Source organism: Myxococcus sp. SDU36, from assembly GCF_030168875.1.
In the GTDB taxonomy this organism is placed as follows: Bacteria; Myxococcota; Myxococcia; order Myxococcales; family Myxococcaceae; genus Myxococcus; species Myxococcus vastator.
This window is the reverse complement of record NZ_CP077414.1, coordinates 2,285,886-2,303,206: the sequence shown is the minus strand read 5'-3', so window position 1 is coordinate 2,303,206 and position 17,321 is coordinate 2,285,886. Positions and strand designations below refer to the sequence as shown.

Here is a 17,321-nt window from a genome sequence, read left to right as displayed (position 1 = left end):
GGCGCCACCCCGTGGCCACCCGTTTGCCCGCGGTCCCGCATGTTTCCAGCGAGCATGGGGTGTATCTGACCCCCGCGCTCCGGATGCTCCTGGCTGGAAATCCCATGCTGCAGAACCGTAGTATTTTACAGCCCGTGTGTTTGGGGCCACGGAGCAGGGCGACTGGATGAAGTTCCTGTGTCTCACCACCGATGCGCGGCACCCCGTGGCGGAGGAGTTGCGGCGCCAGGGCCAGGCCGTGCTCATCACCGCGGACCTGGTGGAAGCCGGCGCGGCGCTGGGGCACGGGCCCGTGGACGTGCTGGTGGTGGACGCGGCGGACCTGGCGGAGGACGCGCGCTGGTTGGACACGCTGCGGACGCGGGCCCGTCCCGAGGAGCCGCTGGTGCTGGGGCTGGCGCGGGAAGGCACCGACGCGGCGCTCGAGCTGCTGCTGGCCGCGGGGGTGGATGAGTTCCTGGTGGAGCCCTTCACCCCGGTGCAGGTGCGCGCACGGCGGGTGTTGCTGGAGCGGCGGATGGCGGCGCGGCGTCAGCGGCAAAGCTCCGAGGCGGAGGCGCGCGGCGAGCTGTCGCGGCTGGCCTCCATCATCCAGATGCAGTCGGACGTGTCGATGGCGGGCTACGGGCTCGACGAGCTGATGCGGCTGCTGTGCGAGCGCTCGCGAGTGCTGTGCGGCGCGGATGGCGCGGCGGTGGCGCTGCTGGAGGAGGCCGCCGAGGAGGTGCACTACCTGGTGGCCACCGGCAGTCTGGCGCCCTTCATCGGCTTCCGGCTGAAGGTGGAGGGCAGCCTCACGGGCACCAGCCTGCTGAGTGGCGAGGTGATGCGGACGGATGACTCGGAGACGGACGTCCGGGTCAACGCGGCGGCGCTGCGCCACGTGGGCGCGCGGTCGATGATCTGCGTCCCGCTGTGGCGCGAGGGCCGCCCGGTGGGCGCGCTCAACGTCACCAGCCGGCGGCCGAACGCGTTCGAGGACCGGGACGTGCGCACGCTGGAGCTGATGGCGGGCCTGCTCGGCGCGGCCATGGGCAACGCGGCCGAGGCCCAGGCGCGTCAGGAGTTGATGGCGCAGAACACGCTGGCCATGGGCGCGCTGGAGGAGTCGCAGGAGCTGTTCGCGTCCTTCATGGACAACATCCCCGCGGTGGCCTTCATGAAGGACGAGCAGGGCCGCCGCATCTGGGTGAACGCACGCTACAGCCGGTTCTTCGGCTACCCGGTGGGCGTTGACATGTCCCACGTGTCCGACCTGGAGCTGATGCCCGCGGCCTCCGCCGAACAGTCGCGCCGGGACGACGAGGCGGTGCTCGCGTCCGGGAAGCAGAGCATCTCCGAGACGATGATTCCCGCTCGCGACGGCACCGAGCGCCACTGGCTCACCTACCGCTTCATCGTGCGAGAGCGCTCGGGACGGCGGCTGCTGGCGGGCGTGGCGGTGGATGTCACCGACCGCAAGGCCATGCAGGCGCAGCTCGTGGTGTCGGACCGGCTGGCGGCGGTGGGCACGCTGGCGGCGGGCGTGGCGCATGAAATCAACAACCCGCTGGCCTTCGTCCTCTCCAACCTGTCGTTCCTCGCGGGCGAGCTGCACGCCCTGGCGCGGGAGCTGCCGTCGGGCCGCATGGGGGAGCTGGAGGAGGTGCTGCGCGAGGCCACCGACGGCGCGCACCGCGTACGGCAGATCGTCCGGGACTTGAGGACCTTCTCCCGGGGCGATGACGAGGTGGCCACCGCCGTCAACGTGCAGGCGGTGCTCGAGTCAGCCATCACCCTGGCGCGCAGCGAGCTGAAGGTGCGCGCGCAGCTTGTCCGCGACTACCGCGAGGTGCCGCTGGTGGAGGGCAACGAGGGCCGCTTCGGACAGGTGTTCCTCAACCTGCTCATCAACGCCGCGCAGGCCATTCCGTTGGGAAATTCGGAGCAGCACGAGGTCCGGCTGAGCCTGCGGAAGGCCGGGGACCGCGTCGTCATCGAGGTGCGGGACACGGGCGTGGGCATGCCGCCGGAGGTGCGCGCCCGCATCTTCGACCCCTTCTTCACCACCAAGCCGGTGGGGGAAGGCACGGGGCTGGGCCTGTCCATCTGCCACGGCATCGTCACTGGCTTCGGTGGAGACATCTCCGTGGAGAGCGAGGAGGGACGGGGCAGCACCTTCCGCGTCTCCCTGCCGGTGGCGCAGCGCGCGAAGGAGCCGGTGGCGCCGCCGCTGCGCATGCCCCTGGTGGGCTGAGCTCATCGGCGGAACACGGGCGGGAAGACGCGCGGGGCCTTCTTCTTGCGCAGGCAGCGCACGTCCGCGTCCATGTAGCAGGCGGAGAAGGCGCGGCGGCGCAGCCCGGGGCGCCCGCGTCCGGAGCGGTGCCAGAGGTGGTTGTGGACCAGGATGGCGTCGCCAGCGCGCACCGGCAGGGACACGACGCGGGCTTCAGCGTCGGCCGCCGCCACCGCGTCCGGAGGAATCACCCCGCCCAGGGCCGTCACCAGGCCGCCGCGGTGGCTGCCCGGGATGACCTCCAGACAGCCGCCGTTTTCGGGGGCGTCATCCAGCGCGGTCCAGACCTGCAGCTCCGGCTCCTGGGTGAGCCCCCACAGCCGGCCACCATCCTGGTGCCAGGGCAGGTTGCTGCCGCCGGCCTGTCCCTTGTGGAAGAGGATGGCGCGGTAGAGGACGATGTCGCCGGGGATGAGGGCCCGGGCGAGGCGTTCGAACAGCGGGTTCTCCAGCCACGCCAGGAAGCGCGGGTCCTTCTCCAGCTTCTCCAGCTTGCGGTAGTCCAGGGAGGGGCCCTGCCAGCCCAGGCCCAGGGGGGCGTCCTCGTAGCGGCCGGTGGTGGCGTCTGGCTGGAAGAAGAGGCCCGGGTGGACGACCCGGCCCAGCATCAGGTCGTCGGCTCGCTCGCGGAGCGCGTCCAGGCCCTCGTCCCCCAGCACGCGGCCCAGCTTCGCGTAGCCGTGCTCGGCGTAGTGGGCCAGGGCAGGGCGGATATCGAACCGTTCCACGTCGACGCAAAGCATGGCGCCCCCTCATACCCCGGCCCGAGCCCGTCAGGGCAGGTTGATGCTTGCGCCTCCGGCCCGGGCGCCGCATGGTGGGAGGTGGCATGCCCTACCGTCGCACCACGCGCTTTGTGACTGCCCCGGATGGTACCCGGGTCGCCTGGCATACCCACTTCGGCAACCTCCGGGAGGCCACCGCCGACTCGGAGCTGGCGGCCCGCCCCACGGTGCTGCTGACGAACGGGATTGGCTCCTCGGAGAACTTCTGGCGCTACCTGGTGGCGAACCTGGAGCAGGACCACCGGGTGGCGCACTGGAACTACCGGGGCCACGGCAGCAGCGATGAGTCCCTGGCGGACGGGTACCAGATTCCCGTGCACGTGGATGATTTGGAGCGCGTCACCGAGGCGCTGATGGCCCGGGGGGACGGCAAGCCGCCGCACCACGTGGCGTTCTCCATGGGCGTGCGCGTCCTGCTGGACCTGTACCGGCGGCGGCCGGACCTGGTGCCTTCCATGACGCTCATCGCCGGGGCGCCAGGTGCGTTTGGCTCAGGGACGGACACGGCGGGGGCCCGCGCGTTCCTGTCCGCCGCCCGGGGCATGCTCAAGCTGGCCACGCCCACGCTGCCGCTGGCGGCGCCCGTGGCGCACGCGGTGATGGCCAGCCGCTTCGCCTACCCCCTGGCGCGCATGGTGGGGGCGCTCCGGGCCCGGGCGCCTCGGGCGGACATCGACGAGTTCATGCTCGCCCTGCGCCGGATGAGCCCCCGGGCCTACTGGTACACCCTCCGAGGCATGGTGGAGGGCCACGCCTGGGACGTGGCCGGGACGGTGCAGGTGCCCACGCTCATCGTCGCCGCCAGCAACGACCTGCTCGTTCCGCTGGGGGAGATGGAGCGGATGCGTGACGTGATGCCACACGCACATTGGATGCGGGTGGATGACGCGGGGCACGCGGGCCTGCTGGAGGCCGGGTCGGAGATCGCCGAGGCCGTGCGCGTCTTCCTCGTGGACCACGGGTTGGAGTCGCCCCATGCGGTCGGGGAGCACGCTCCGGTGCCTCCGGCCTAGAGTCTGGAGCGGAGTCGCGTCCCGGGCCCTTGAAGCGGGTCAAGGGGCAGCACGTCCGCCGATCTCCGGGAACCGCTCATAGGCCCGCAGGAGCGCGTCCAGGTGGGCGGGGTTGTCCAGGTCGAGCGGCGCGTCGGTGAGCTGCACGACCCATCCGCCCGACTCCGTGCGCCGCGCTCGCGTGAGCAACTCGGCATCGCGAGCAGGATCCGGGAACCCGATGGCCTGCGCGGCTGCCGCAGACCAGTAGTTCAGCCACCCGAGGAAATGCGGAATCTCATCGGAACGAAGTTCCTCTGGGAGTTTGAGGAAGGGTAGACCGTGGGGCGGAGCGGGCGACTCATCCCCCGGGTGGCGAAATTGCTGAGCCACTGTCACGGCTATCCCCTCCGGATCCACGTACCCCCAGAACGCGCGAGCGCTGTCGCCTGTTGTCGCCAACACCTCTACCGCCGCTGCGATACCGGCTTCGTCGAGTGGCCAGTCCGCATGGACCTCAAAGCGTGGCCGGCTTCCGGGGGCAATCCGCCCTGGGCTTTCCCACCCGGCAACCGTCACCACATGCTTCTCATCATCGTTGCACAGGAACGGCAACCCTCCGTCTGTTCTGTTGGCCGCGACCCATTCATCACGATGGGGAAGTTCAATGAGTTCCTCTGTTTCAGAGCTCGTCCATCCCAGCCGCAAGCCGGGAATAGCACTTTCCATTCCATGAACAATGGCAAGAGGACGGCCATCGTCGCCGACGATCGCAGGCGCGTAGACGGCAAGGCGTAGATGTTTTTTCGTGGTTGCCATCTCAGCACCAATCCATGACGACGACATTGAGGGAGCGGTCCAGTTCAAGCAGCGCGGCTTTGTGTGCGGCACTTCGCACGCCAATGGCAAAGTTGTACCCGCATGCTTCTGCGAGTCTTTTCTCGCGCTTTATCTCCGGAAGCTTCACCTTGGCGAAGAACCTCTGAGAGCGAAGCGATTGTATGTCAAAGTCATCAGTCTTGACCTCCCATAACGTGCGTGTGGCAAGCACCAGTGCGTCAAACTGCTTGCCATTGACAAGCACATCCCAGCCGGGGACGCTGTTGTTCTTGATTGCGTCAGCGCACCTGTTGTGATTGTCGTTGCCGCCTCGGTGCGACACTGGGACCGGCCTGCATTCGGGATGTCGCTCGCGATCCAGTGGCTCGGTCGGCACCGGGGGCTGCCAGTCCTGTCCCGCTGGCTCGGGTTTCAGCTTGGGTGTGCGTTGCGCTTCCGCTTCCCGGGTTGCCACCTTCGCTCCTCGTGAGGCCCCTGCCTCCTCGGGGTAGGCGTGGCGGAGTGCATATGCATCCAGTTCTTCCTTGATGGCGACGGCGACCACCACCACGCCAAGGACGATTACGGCTCCCACGACGATTTCAGGAGCCACCAGAACGCAGAGCCCGACGCCCATGGCACCCGCGCCAGCGGAGGCGACCGCGCATCTTCCGGTGGTGTCGTGGAACTCGAGCCGGTCATGGTCGAGGGCCTGATAGCACCGCTCAATCAGCACGGGCCAAGGCAGGGAAGCCTCGCGGACAATGCACTGCCCACCGTCCGTCCAGGGCAGCGTCGCCGCTCGCTGAAGGTTGGCGATTCTCTGGCTCCGAACTCCCCTCGCGCTGGGCGACGGAGTCGACGTCGCGCAGGCGGAGAGAAGTAGCAGGAGTCCGGTGCAAGCGCGGGAACGCATGACCATCGCTCTTCCACCAAGGCAAGGAGCTCCGGGTCCGGGATGGCCCATTCTGGAGTATGCCAGCACGCGCTGATGACGCGGGGACTCGGTGCGTGCCCGTTGGCGAGGGATGCGCTTCGCCGGGTCGAGAGGTCCGTGGTTTGTTGCGGCGCATGGCACTCCCCGCGCTTCATCACGCCAAGCGTCCCGCCTTCGCCGCCACCTGGCCCACCGAGCTCCTGGACGTCATCACCGCGAGGCTCGCGGACGAGGTGCACGCCCAGGACCTGCGCGTCATCGTGCTCGCCCCCACCCAGGACCGGCTGCGCGTGGGCGTCTGGCTTGGCACCGAGTGGGACAACTACCCCGACGTGACGGGAGACGCGGCGGCCGCCGGCTTTGTCTCGCTGACGCCGTGGCTCGACGAGCTCGACGCGTTGTCCCTGGGTGAGCGGACGCTCCCCCAGCCCGAGGACTGGACGCCGCTCGCGCCGCTCCACTTCCACGATGAGGTGCGCAATGCCTCCTTCCTGGCCTGGTGGCTCGAGCTCCACCGCGCCCTCGTCGCCAGCGCCATCGAGCTTGGCACGCGCCTGCTGGCGGAGCGCTTCGAGCAGCCCGTGGGCGTCTTCGTGTCCATGGACGGAACCGAGGCCCAGCTCGTCTCCTTCTGTCACCCCCGAGGCGCCCCCCTCTGGCCCGTGCAGGAACACCGGAAGGAGCACGGCTACGGCAGCGCCTATCCGCGCGCGTCCCTCGAAGGCGACACGCTGGTCCTCTTCTACCCAGAGGGCGAGGGGGAAAACGGCGGGCCGCCCGCCATCCGCTGTTGGTCCCATGCCCAGGTCGTCCGGGCCCGCGCGGACCGGAAGGCGCTGCACGTCACCGCGCGCTTCAAGGGCGAGGACTTCGACGTGCGCTTCAGCGCGGGCCACACCCACCCCCGGTTCGGAGGGCCGCCGCCGCCCGCCATCATCAACGCCCTGCTCGGGTTCTTCAGGGCCAGCGGCGGGCTCGATGCTGGCGACGTTGCGCCACCGCTGCCCGCGAGCGCCGAGGAGGTGGCGGCCACCCTCGCCGCGCTCCCCACCGCTCATGAGCAGCTCCGGTACGTCACCGGCCTCGCGCGTGTCGTCAGCCTCGAGCGGCTGATCAGCCTTCTGGCGGGCCTCGAGGCGGCCGCGCCGACGCGCGGCGCCCTCCAACGCGCGCTTGCCGCGGACGCGCTGGACGCCGGGCAGTGGGCCACGGTGCTCGCCCATTTCGAGCAGATCTCCGAAGAGGACCGCTCGTCCTGGATGGAGACACGGGCCCTCACCGGGCTTGGGCGCTGGGAGGACGTGCTGCGCGTGGCCAGCGATGATGCCCTCCCGGAGCGGGCGCTGGCGCTCGGTGCACTGGGGCGCCTCGAAGAGGCGCTGCCCCTGGTCGACAAGGACAGCTCCGGGAGTGACGCGTTGGCGGTGCTCGCGCTGCTTCAGCAGGCGCATGCGCCGGAGCGGGCCTCCGCCACGCTGCGCGCCGCCCTCGCCGGAGGGGTCCGCGAGCACCTGCTCGTTCATGTGGAGGCCTCGCCGGGGCTGAGTCCCATCCTGAAGGCGCACCGGGCCTTCGAAGCGGCCGTGCTCTCCAGCCGCGACGCCTGCGAGCGGCTCGAGCTCTCCCCGCTGAGGCTGGAGCCGGCGCGGATCCTCGCTGTCGAGCCCGCCCCGCGGGCACTGATCGCGCCGCTCGAAGATGCTAACGCGGAGTCCAAGCGTTCGTACTTCCTCGCGTTCGTGGAGCGCCCCGGAGGACGCTGGTGGGGGGCCGACAGGAAGGGCACGCTGCGCGAGTACCGCGCGGACGGCGGCGCGAAGACACTCGCCACGTTCAGCCCCCGCATCAAGGAGCTCGTCGCGCTGGAGTCCGGAGTCGTAGCGGCCGTGGGCTCGACGCTCGTGCTGCTGGATGCGGCGGGCCAGGCGCGAGCGACGCTCCAGAGCCCTCGCTCGGGGGACGGCCCCATGGTGGCGCAGGGCGCGCTCCTGGCCTGCGCGAACGGCGAGGCGATCAACCTCTACCGCGCCACGGGCGACACGTTGCAGTGGCTGGCCCCGCTCGCCATGCCTGGCCACAGCGCCATTGGCCAGCTCGGCTTCACCGGGCCTGGACAGCTGCTCGTCACCGCCGGGCGGCACCTGGTCCTCTTCGACGTGAGCGAGCCCACGCGGCCGGTCCCCCTGCGGCGTTGGACTGACGACGTGGACTTCAAGCTCGTCTCCACGCGTGAGGGGGCCGCCGCGCTGACCCGGGGGGAGTGGGTCTGGCTGGTGGAGGTGGGCGAGGTGCTGCGCGGCAAGCACAAGCTGCACCTGGGCGCCTCGCCAACGGCCGCGGCGAGCGACGCGGCGCCATGGGCCTTCTCGGCGCGCGGCCGTGTGGTGGAGGTCTCCGGCGCGGTCGCGCGCGAGGTCTTCCTGGTGGGCGAGGATGGCTCCCGCCTCGGCCCCCGGGCCCTCTCCCTCTGGGGCAGTCATGGCACCGCTGTCACCCATGACACCGTGCTGCCCCTGTCGTCCGTGGAGCTCGACACGGCGCCCTTCACCGCGCATGTCGAGGCCCTCCTCCCGCGAGTGCGGGAGTGGCTGTTCGGCCACCTGGAGGCGTGGGCGCGCGACGGCGTCCGGGCCCCCGCCGGCGGGGGGCACGCGCCCCTGGGAGGCCTCGTCCTCACCTGGATGACGGGGTTGTGGGCGGGCCTGCGCGGCCAGCCGCCCTGCAGCGTTGTGTCCCTGGGGTATGACAACTCCGGGGAGCTTTCGCTCGAGGGGGTTGGGGCGCCACCGCCGGCCCTGGTCGCCCCCGCGTCCTCCATGGCCGCGGAACGACAGACCCGGGCGCTGGAGGAAGCGCGAGAGCAGCGCGCCATGCACGAGCAGCTTCGGGTGTGCCGCGCGCTCCTTCGCGAAGCCGCGGCGGCCTTCGCGCACCGCACCTCCGCGCGGACCTTCGTGCTCGCGCTCGACACCGAGGATGGCCTCGAGGTCCTCGACGTCCTCCCGGGAGGGGGCGCGGCGCTGCCCCACCGCGCCGCGGACGCGCCGCGCGTCGAGCGGACGCTCCGGGAGTTGCTGAGCGCCGCGGATGCGGGCCTGTCGATGCCGAACCTCGTGGCCCGCGCGCGCCGCGACGCCGCCGTCCGCGCCGACGTCCTGGCCCTCCTCGAGCAGGAAGGGCTCGAGGCCGCCGGCCGGGTCTCGCTCGAGCTGCTCGACGTCGACCTGGAGGGCTGCGCGCGCGCGTGGCTCGCCGTGGCCGCGCGCGACGTTCACCAAGGACTCCCAGGCCTCATCGCCCTGGCCCGGCGCGGCCACGCCGGGGCCCGCGCGCGGCTGCTGAGCCTCGTGGATGCCAGCGACACCCGCCTGGCGCTCCAGGCGCGCGTGGAGCTCGGTCGCGCCGACGAGGACGCCACGGTGCCCCTGCTGGAGCGCTACCTCGCGTCGCCTGGGGAGGTTGACGAGGTGCTGGCGCGTGCGCTCGCGGACCTGGGCGACGCGCGCATCGTCCGCCTGCGAGCCGCGCTCGAGTCCGCGCGCGCGCGGCAGGGTGCCGAGACGGACAGGCTCCTGCTCCCCCTGGTGCGCAGTGGCTGGGCTCCCGACGAGGAGACGGTGAGGGCCGGCAACGAGGCCCGCCTTGACGAAAGCGAGTTCGTCGCGAGCGTGTTCAGCGACGACGCGCCTGAGGGCTCGGCGAGCGCGGTGCGGCACTGGACGGCGCAGCGCATCGCCAGCGCGGTGGCCGCGACGGGCCCCCTCTGGCCCCAGGACGTCCCCCTCGAGCCGCACCGGACGGGTTGGCAGCGCTTCTTCACGCTCGCCTGGCCGTACTGGGAGTCCCGTGGGGTGCTTCCCATGCTGTACGAAATCCTGGCGAAGTGTGAGCAGGAGGCGGACGCGGAGCTGGCGTACCAGTTGCTCTTCCAGGGGCTGTTGCGCGGAGACCCACGGGGCGCCGCGCTCGGGCGGGCGCTCGCCCGGAACCCGGCCCACGCGAGCCGCCACGCGGAGACGACGCGACTGGCCACGTTTTCTCGCCTTCAGTTCGGCTGGTCCCTGGTGAAGGCCAGGCGCCTGCCGGAGGCGCGCCAGGTGGCGGACGCCGCGCTCGCCGACGCGCCCGAAGATGGACAGGTGCGCTTCTTCGACGCGCGCGTCGCCTGGCTCGAACGCGATGACCCCACCGCGGCGCTGGAGCGCATCGAGTCGGCCCTCCGCGCCGCGCGTGACTCCATGGGGCGCGCCCGGCTGCTCAACCTGTACGGCGCCGCGCTCGACGCGCTGGGCCGCCACGCGGAGGCGCTCGACTGGTTCCACAAGGCCTTCGCCGCCAACGAGTCGTCGGTGGACGGCCTTACCGGCAAGACAGGTGACCCGGAGATGTCCCACGCGATTCTGTCGAACATCGCGGAGATGCATTGGAGGCTGGGCCAGCGGGAAGAAGCCCGGCGTCACGCCGAGCAGGCCGCGCGGCGGGGTTCCACGACGGAGATCGTCATGGAAATCCTCGCCGAGACGCGAGCCTGACGGCCGGTCCGCGCCTCCACCCGCCGGCCCTTGCCTCCGCCGGGAGGATCAGATGCCGGGGTTGGGTCCAGTGAAAACGGAAACTGCCGCCCGGATTGCGTCGCAGGTGACAGATATGGGATGCAGGGGGCTCTTCAAGATTCAACGGAGACTCTTTGCCCATGTCCTGGTCCTTCCAGCAGTTGCTGGCGCCGCTGTCCGCGCTGCTCCTTTTGATGTCCGCATGTGGCGACGACCCCGAGGTCCGGCCCGTTTGCGGCAATGGCGTCGTCGAGGCTGGCGAGACGTGCGACGACGGCAACCGGAACAACGACGACGCCTGTGACAACTCCTGCCGCCGTCCCACCCCGGACGACGCGGGCACGGGTGAGGACGACGCTGGCACTGGTGAAGAGGACGCGGGCGCCGGCGAGGACGACGCGGGTACCACCGAGGACGCGGGCACCGGCGAGGACGACGCGGGTACCACCGAGGACGCGGGCACCGGCGAGGACGACGCGGGCACCACCGAGGACGCGGGCACCGGCGAGGACGCGGGCACCGGCGAGGACGACGCGGGCACCGCCGAGGACGCGGGCACCGGTGAGGACGACGCGGGCACCGCCGAGGATGGTGGCTCGGGCGAGCCGGATTCCGGCACCGACCTGGACGGCGGCCCGGGTCCTGACCTCGACGCCGGCACCGACGCGGGCACGGGCGAGGATGACGCCGGCACCGACGCGGGCACGGGCGATGACGCTGGCACCGACGCGGGCACGGGCGAGGACGACGCCGGCACGGACGCGGGCACGGGCGAGGACGACGCCGGTACGGACGCGGGCACGGGCGAGGACGACGCCGGCACGGACGCGGGCACGGGCGAGAACGACGCCGGTACGGACGCGGGCACGGTCCAGGTCGCGCTGGACAGCTTCGGTCCGACGGGTACCTTCGCGCGCTCCGGCACCACGGGAGCGACGTTCCCCGAGGCGCTGACGGTGCGCCTGCGTGAGGACGCTCCGGCGGAGGTCTGGGTGGAGGTTGCTTCGTCCAGCGCCGTGCTGAACGTGCAGGGTGGCCTGGTGCGCATCGCCCCGGGTGAGCGCTCCGCCACGGTGCAGGTGACGGCGAACCTGTCCGCGGATCCGGAGACGGACAAGGCGACGCTGACGGCCACGCTGGGCAGCGACACGCGCGAGGCCACGGTCCGGGTGCTCGCGGTGGATCAGGCCGCTGAGCTGTCCACGCTGTCGCCCGAGGTCATCTCGGTGAGCGCGGGCCAGACGCAGGGCTTCACGGTGGAGCTGGATGTCCCCCCGGCGCAGGACACGGTCATCCAGCTCGCGCTGGAGCCCGCGTCGCTGGGCACGGTGCCGGCGACGGTGACGGTGACGGCCAACAGCCTGTCCGCCAAGTTCGACTTCACCGCGGGCAGCGAGGGCGGCGAGGGCCAGCTGGTGGCCGCGCTGAACGGCTCGTCCATCGCGGCGGAGGTGCAGGTGAGCGGCGGCAGCAGCACGGGCCACGTCGTCATCAGCGAGATCGCGCCGCAGGGCCCTAGTGGTGCCAACGATGAGTTCATCGAGCTCTACAACCCCACGTCGAGCCCGGTGGACCTGAGCGGCTGGAAGGTCCAGTACAAGTCCGCGACGGGGACCGCCGGCTACACCGGCAACTACTCGCTGCCGGACGGCTCCATCATCGCGGCGCGTGGCTACTTCCTGGTGGGCGCGGGCGCGTACTCCGGCACTGGCGCCACGGCGCGTGACGCGAACTGGGGCACCACCTTCGCGATGGCCGCTGGCTCCGGCCATGTGCGCATCGGCTACCCGGAGCTGATGGGGAGCGACCCCATCGACTCGGTGCTGGTCGTGGACACCGTGGGCTACGGCAGCACCGCCAACCAGCCGGAGGGCAACCGCATCCCGGCCTCGGCGCCTGCCGCTGGCAGCTTCGAGCGCAAGGCCTCGGCCACGTCGACCGTGGATTCCATGACCACCGGCGCGGACGCGCTGCTGGGCAACGGCCACGACTCGAACGACAACGCGGCGGACTTCATCATCCGCCCGACGCGCCAGCCGCAGAACACGTCGAGCGCCGCGGAGCCGTAGCAGTCCACCTGTCCGCCCCTACCGCCCGTGTGTGCGGTAGGGGCTGGTAATGCCGCACGGGGCGGGCCATAAGCCTTCCCCGTGCGAGTCGTTTCGTGGAACGTGAACGGACTGCGCTCGGTGCACCGCAAGGGCTTCCTGCCCTGGCTCGCGGGGTGCCGGGCGCAAGTCGTTGGCCTGCAGGAGGTCCGCGCGCGCGCCGACCAGCTCCCCGACGAGGTGCGCTCACCGCCCCGGTGGAAGACGCACTTCGTGGCGGCGGAGCGGCCGGGCTACAGCGGCGTCGGGCTCTACAGCCGCCTGGAGCCCGATGAAGTCGTGACGGTGCTCGGCGTGGGGGAGCTGGACGTCGAAGGGCGCCTCCAGATTGCCCGCTTCGGCAAGCTCACCGTGGTGAACGGCTACTTTCCCAACGGCAACGGGAAGGACCGGGACCTCAGCCGCATCCCCTACAAGCTGACCTTCTACCGGCGCCTCTTCGAGCGGCTGGAGAAGCCCCTGCGCGACGGTGGCCGGGTGCTGGTGATGGGCGACTTCAACACAGCGCATCAAGAGCTCGACCTGGCGCGGCCCAAGGAGAACCGGGAGACGAGCGGCTTCCGGCCCGAGGAGCGCGAGGAGTTCGACCGGTGGCTCCGCGCCGGCTGGGTGGACACCTTCCGCCACTTCAACAAGGGTGGGGGGCACTATTCGTGGTGGAGTCAGCGGTTCGGCGTTCGGGAGAAGAACATCGGCTGGAGAATCGACTATGTCCTGGCCTCGCCAGCGGCCATGACCTACGTGCGCAAGGCTGGCATCCACCCGGACGTGCTCGGCTCGGACCACTGTCCGGTGAGCGTGGACCTGGACCCCGCGGTTCGCTGACGCTTGTTCGAGGCTCTCATGAACGCACTGCTCTCCATCTGGACGTGGATCGAGATTGGCCTGGTGGCGCTGGTCGGCTTCTGGGTGCAACTGTCGCTGGCCATCCTGACCTGGGCCTTTGACCACAAGCGCCACGTAACAGGGCGCTGCTTCCGGCTCATCGGCGTCACCGCGGCGAAGCTGACGCCGTTCTGGCGCTTTGGCGTGCACGGCCCGGTGCCGGACAAGCTCGCGCCGAACACGGTGGTCGTGAGCAACCACGAGTCCAACGCGGACCCGTTCCTGATTTCTCACCTGCCGTGGGAGATGAAGTGGCTGGGCAAGGCCAGCCTCTTCAAGATTCCCGTGGTGGGCTGGAGCATGTGGATGGCGGGGGACATCCCCGTGCATCGCGGCGACCGCGACTCGGCGACGGGCGCCATGGCGAAGTGCCGTCAGTGGCTGGCCAAGGGCGTGCCGGTGATGATCTTCCCGGAGGGGACGCGCTCGAAGACGGATGAGCTGCTGCCCTTCAAGGACGGCGCGTTCCGGCTGGCCATCGAAGCGCAGGCGGACGTGCTGCCCCTGGCGGTGAGCGGGACGCGGCGGGCGCTGCCGAAGCACTCCTGGCGCTTCGCCACCTCGCGCGGCTTGGTGACGGTGGGCACGCCCATCTCCACCAAGGGGATGACGCTGGCGGACGTGGAGACGCTGAAGAGCCAGGCCCGCGAGCAGATCTTGACGCTGCGGGCCTCGCTGATGCCGCTGACGCGCACCGGCACCGAGCCGGCCGTGCCTCCGGGGCCGGCCAGCGCCGCGTGACTCAGACGTCCTTCTTGTCGCTGTCGTCGACGATGTGGCAGCCGGTCTCCTCGTCGAGCGCGTCTTCAATGAAGCCGCGCACGATGTCCCGGCCGCCAATCTCGAAGGACAGGCTGACCTTGTCGCCTTTGACTGCCTCGTCCTGATCCACCTTCAGCCGTCCCCCCAGGGCGATGGCGTCCCCGTCGACAGTGGCGCCCTTGTGGACGCGGACCTCTCCTCCCAAGGACACCGCGCTGCCCGTCACCCGGGCACCCGCTTCGACGATGACGCGGCCCCGGATGGCGACGACGTCCTCCACCACCGCGCCCTTGCGGACGATGACGTTGCCCTCCACGGCGACGCCGTCCTTCACCTTCTCACCCGCTTCGATGATCAGGTCCGTGCCCTGGACGGCGCGGCTGCCGTCCTTCGACTGCGTGGCGCACACCACCTTCCACTTCTGGGGTGGCTTCGCGTCGTCCCCGGCGAGGGCAGGGGTGGCGAGGGTGAGCCCGAGGGCCAGAGCGGCAAAGGGGGACGAGCGCATGCGAGGCTCCTGTGAAGGCCGTGACACCGCTGCATACGCGCCCGTCCGGAAACGATTGCGTGCCCAGTCCCGTCGCGTTCCCGGCGTGCGGCTTGCACACTTCAATTCTCACCCTCCACCCGGGAACACGTCCTGTCCGCCACGCCCCTTCGAGATGACGACGCCCGTGACTTGAGCATCTGGGGCTATGCCCTGGGCTACTTCGTGGCCTATGCCCCCTACAGCGCGCTGACGAAGGCGCTGTCCGGAGGCACCTTGCCCGGCATGGGGCAGGGCATCTCTGGCTTCACGCTCCTGCCGGTGAGCACCGCGGCCTCGCTGGTGGGAATGTTCACCTTCCTCACGTGGATGCGCTGGTGGCGTCACGCGGGGCACCGTCAGGTGCTGGGCCTCCAGGTGCCGGTGCCGGGGCGGTGGACGCTGCTGTCGGGGTTCTGCTCGGCGGCCATCATCGGCACCACGACGCTGGCGTACACCCTGCCGGGGGCGTCCATCGTCTTCATGATGCTGCTGATGCGCGGCGGCGTGCTCGTCCTGGCGCCGCTGGTGGACGTCCTCAGTGGACGGCGGGTGCGCTGGCCCTCCTGGGTGGCCTTGGGCTTGAGCTTCGCGGCGGTGGCGGTGGCCGCGGGCTCGTCGGTGAGCCCCACGCTGACGCTCCTGGCCACGGTGGACGTGGGCGTGTACCTGGCGGCCTATTTCTTCCGGCTGCGCGCCATGAGCCGGCTGGCCAAGTCCGGCGAACGTGAAGTCTCCATCCGTTACTTCGTGGAGGAGCAGATGGTGGCCACGCCGGTGCTGGTGGGCACCCTGGCGATGCTGGCCCTCATCGGCGGTGACGGCGTGCTCGGGGACATCCGCGACGGCTTCACCGGGGCCATGTCGCGAGGCCACCTGGCCTCCGAGGTCGCGGTGGGGTTGCTGTCGCAGGCCACCGGCATCTTCGGCGGCCTCATCCTCCTGGACGGGCGGGAGAATGCCTTCTGCGTCCCGGTGAATCGCGCGTCCAGCGTGCTCGCCGGGGTGGTGGCCACGGTGGTGATGTCCGTCACGCTGGGGCAGCCGGGCGCGGGGGCCCTGGAGCTGGTGGGCGCCGCGCTCGTCGTCGCATCCATGGCGGTGCTGGCCGCGCCCACGGTGCTGGCCGCGCGGCGGAAGGCAGGGGAGCAGACCGCTCCTCCGGTGGCTTCCGCCCCGAGGCCGTGAGGCGCGTCAGTGCGATTTCTGCTCGGACAGGTGGATGGTGAGCACCGGGCAGGACGCGCGGGCGACGACCTTCTGCGCCACGCTCCCCAGGAGCAGGCGGGGGAGTCCGCGCCGGCCGTGGGTGCCCATGACGATGAGGTCGCATTGGTCCTGCTCGGCGAGGTCGAGGATGGTGGTGGCCGCCTCACCCACGACGATTTTCTGGCTCAGGGGGACGCCGGGTGGCTCCCCCTGGTTCACCTGCGCCGTCAGCTCCTTCGTCGCGGTCTCCACGGCGACGTGCTCCAGGGATTGGGAGTTCCACCCAGGCGCGGCCACCAGCAGGTCGGGCGCCACGTACTGGGGTGGCTCCCAGGCGTGGACCACCTCGACCGACGCCTTGAAGGGCCGCGCGAGCTTCACCGCGTAGTCAATGACTTCCCGGGAGCCGTCCGACAGGTCCACGGGAACGAGGATTCGGGAAACAATCGCCATGTCTTCTTTTCTGGGCATGGCCCGCTCCATATGGAAGCGCCGTGCCAGCGCTTCGCCGGCTGTCCGCTGGCCAGGCGTGCAAACCTTGCGGTGGGGGCGGCAGGCCGCGCAAGGCATGCGCAGGATGGGCACCTCAACGAACGGAGGATTTTGTCATGCGTCCTCTCCCCATCGACCAAGGAACCGTGCTCATCATCGGCGCGGCTCGGGGGATTGGCCGGGAGCTTGCCCGGCTGCTTGCGCGTCGCGTTCGGACCCTGGTGCTCGTGGACCGTGAGGCCCAGGCCCTGGAGCCCCTGCGCGAGGAGTTGCTGCTGCACTACCCGACGCTGGGCGTGCTCGTCGAATCCTACGACGTGTGTGACCCCCGGCAGGTGGACGCGCTGCTCGCTTCGCTGGAGGCGCAGTTCGTCCGCGTGGACGTGCTGGTGAACAACGCCGCGGAGGGCGACCAGGCGCTGTATGCCCAGGAGGGCTGGGCGCGTGTGGAGGCCATGCTGCGCGCCAACGTCTGGGTGCCCGCGCTGCTGACGCACCGGCTGCTCAAGCCCATGTTGGAGCGGGGGCGGGGCGGCATCCTCAACATCGGCTCCGGCGCGGCGCAGCTCATCCTGCCGGGCTCGGCCACCTTCGCCGCCACCCAGCGCTTCCTGGATGGCTTCACGGAGGCGCTGCGCCTGGAGGTGGAGGGGCAGGGCGTCACGGTGACGCGCGTGGCGCCGGGGCCGCTGTGGGAAGCGGGCATGGAGGGCACGGAGTCCCTGGCGCCGTTCTTCCACCTGTCGCTGGAGCGCTGCGCCCGCGAGGCGCTCGCCGGCTTCGAGCGCGGCGAGGCCCTGGTGTACCCGGGCCTGGGGCACCGGTGGGTGATGCGGCTGCTTCCAATGCTGCCACGCGGGCTCAAGCGGAGCCTGGGGCGGATGGCGCTGCGGGGCCTGCGGCGGGAGGCGTTGCTGCTCCCTGGGCAGGCCCCCAAGACGCTGCCGCTGTCGGGCGAGCCATCACCCGCGTGAC

The 17,321-nt window shown here is 70.8% G+C and carries 13 protein-coding genes; 8 read left to right on the top strand and 5 right to left on the bottom strand.

Annotated features, from left to right (window positions below; genetic code table 11):
* Nucleotides 1–166: 166 nt before the first annotated feature.
* Nucleotides 167–2,236, top strand: a complete 2,070-nt coding sequence (locus tag KGD87_RS09000) for an ATP-binding protein (RefSeq protein ID WP_284667054.1) — start codon at nt 167–169, stop codon at nt 2,234–2,236.
* A 2-nt stretch (nt 2,237–2,238) separates the two neighbouring features.
* Here KGD87_RS09000 and KGD87_RS08995 read toward each other — a convergent pair whose 3' ends face one another.
* Nucleotides 2,239–3,021, bottom strand: coding sequence for a phytanoyl-CoA dioxygenase family protein (locus tag KGD87_RS08995; protein ID WP_284667053.1), 783 nt, complete (start codon nt 3,019–3,021; stop codon nt 2,239–2,241).
* A gap of 86 nt (nt 3,022–3,107) precedes the next feature.
* Between KGD87_RS08995 and KGD87_RS08990 the strand changes: the two genes are divergently transcribed.
* Nucleotides 3,108–4,076 (top strand): alpha/beta fold hydrolase, encoded by a 969-nt coding sequence (locus KGD87_RS08990; RefSeq protein WP_284667052.1) that lies wholly within the window; start codon nt 3,108–3,110, stop codon nt 4,074–4,076.
* A 39-nt stretch (nt 4,077–4,115) separates the two neighbouring features.
* Here the strand turns inward: KGD87_RS08990 and KGD87_RS08985 are convergent, their stop codons facing one another.
* The gene (locus KGD87_RS08985) at nt 4,116–4,874 is read right to left on the bottom strand and encodes a DUF5953 family protein (protein WP_284667051.1); all 759 of its coding nucleotides are present in this window, start codon (nt 4,872–4,874) and stop codon (nt 4,116–4,118) included.
* A gap of 1 nt (nt 4,875) precedes the next feature.
* The gene (locus tag KGD87_RS08980) at nt 4,876–5,790 is read right to left on the bottom strand and encodes a DUF6310 domain-containing protein (RefSeq protein WP_284667050.1); all 915 of its coding nucleotides are present in this window, start codon (nt 5,788–5,790) and stop codon (nt 4,876–4,878) included.
* Between the two features lie 155 nt (nt 5,791–5,945).
* On the opposite strand from KGD87_RS08980, the gene KGD87_RS08975 reads away from it, so the two are divergent.
* The 4 genes from KGD87_RS08975 (at nt 5,946) to KGD87_RS08960 (ending at nt 14,098) form a co-directional block, all read left to right on the top strand.
* The gene (locus KGD87_RS08975) at nt 5,946–10,343 is read left to right on the top strand and encodes a tetratricopeptide repeat protein (RefSeq protein ID WP_284667049.1); all 4,398 of its coding nucleotides are present in this window, start codon (nt 5,946–5,948) and stop codon (nt 10,341–10,343) included.
* A gap of 161 nt (nt 10,344–10,504) precedes the next feature.
* On the top strand, nt 10,505–12,433 hold the full coding sequence (locus KGD87_RS08970) for a lamin tail domain-containing protein (protein ID WP_284667048.1): 1,929 nt from the start codon (nt 10,505–10,507) through the stop codon (nt 12,431–12,433).
* A gap of 81 nt (nt 12,434–12,514) precedes the next feature.
* A complete protein-coding gene (locus tag KGD87_RS08965; protein ID WP_284667047.1) occupies nt 12,515–13,297 on the top strand; it encodes an exodeoxyribonuclease III in 783 nt (260 codons plus the stop codon).
* A gap of 18 nt (nt 13,298–13,315) precedes the next feature.
* The gene (locus KGD87_RS08960) at nt 13,316–14,098 is read left to right on the top strand and encodes a lysophospholipid acyltransferase family protein (protein ID WP_284667046.1); all 783 of its coding nucleotides are present in this window, start codon (nt 13,316–13,318) and stop codon (nt 14,096–14,098) included.
* 1 nt (nt 14,099) lies between these two features.
* On the opposite strand, the gene KGD87_RS08955 is transcribed toward KGD87_RS08960, so the two are convergent.
* Nucleotides 14,100–14,627 (bottom strand): hypothetical protein, encoded by a 528-nt coding sequence (locus KGD87_RS08955; protein ID WP_284667045.1) that lies wholly within the window; start codon nt 14,625–14,627, stop codon nt 14,100–14,102.
* Nucleotides 14,628–14,798: 171 nt separating this feature from the next.
* Here KGD87_RS08955 and KGD87_RS08950 point away from each other — a divergent pair, with 171 nt between their 5' ends.
* Nucleotides 14,799–15,833 (top strand): hypothetical protein, encoded by a 1,035-nt coding sequence (locus tag KGD87_RS08950; protein WP_284667044.1) that lies wholly within the window; start codon nt 14,799–14,801, stop codon nt 15,831–15,833.
* Nucleotides 15,834–15,839: 6 nt separating this feature from the next.
* Here the strand turns inward: KGD87_RS08950 and KGD87_RS08945 are convergent, their stop codons facing one another.
* A complete protein-coding gene (locus KGD87_RS08945) occupies nt 15,840–16,307 on the bottom strand; it encodes a universal stress protein (protein WP_284668605.1) in 468 nt (155 codons plus the stop codon).
* Nucleotides 16,308–16,462: 155 nt separating this feature from the next.
* On the opposite strand from KGD87_RS08945, the gene KGD87_RS08940 reads away from it, so the two are divergent.
* Entirely contained in the window at nt 16,463–17,320 is an 858-nt protein-coding gene (locus tag KGD87_RS08940) for an SDR family NAD(P)-dependent oxidoreductase (protein ID WP_284667043.1), read from the top strand.
* Nucleotide 17,321 lies beyond the last annotated feature (1 nt).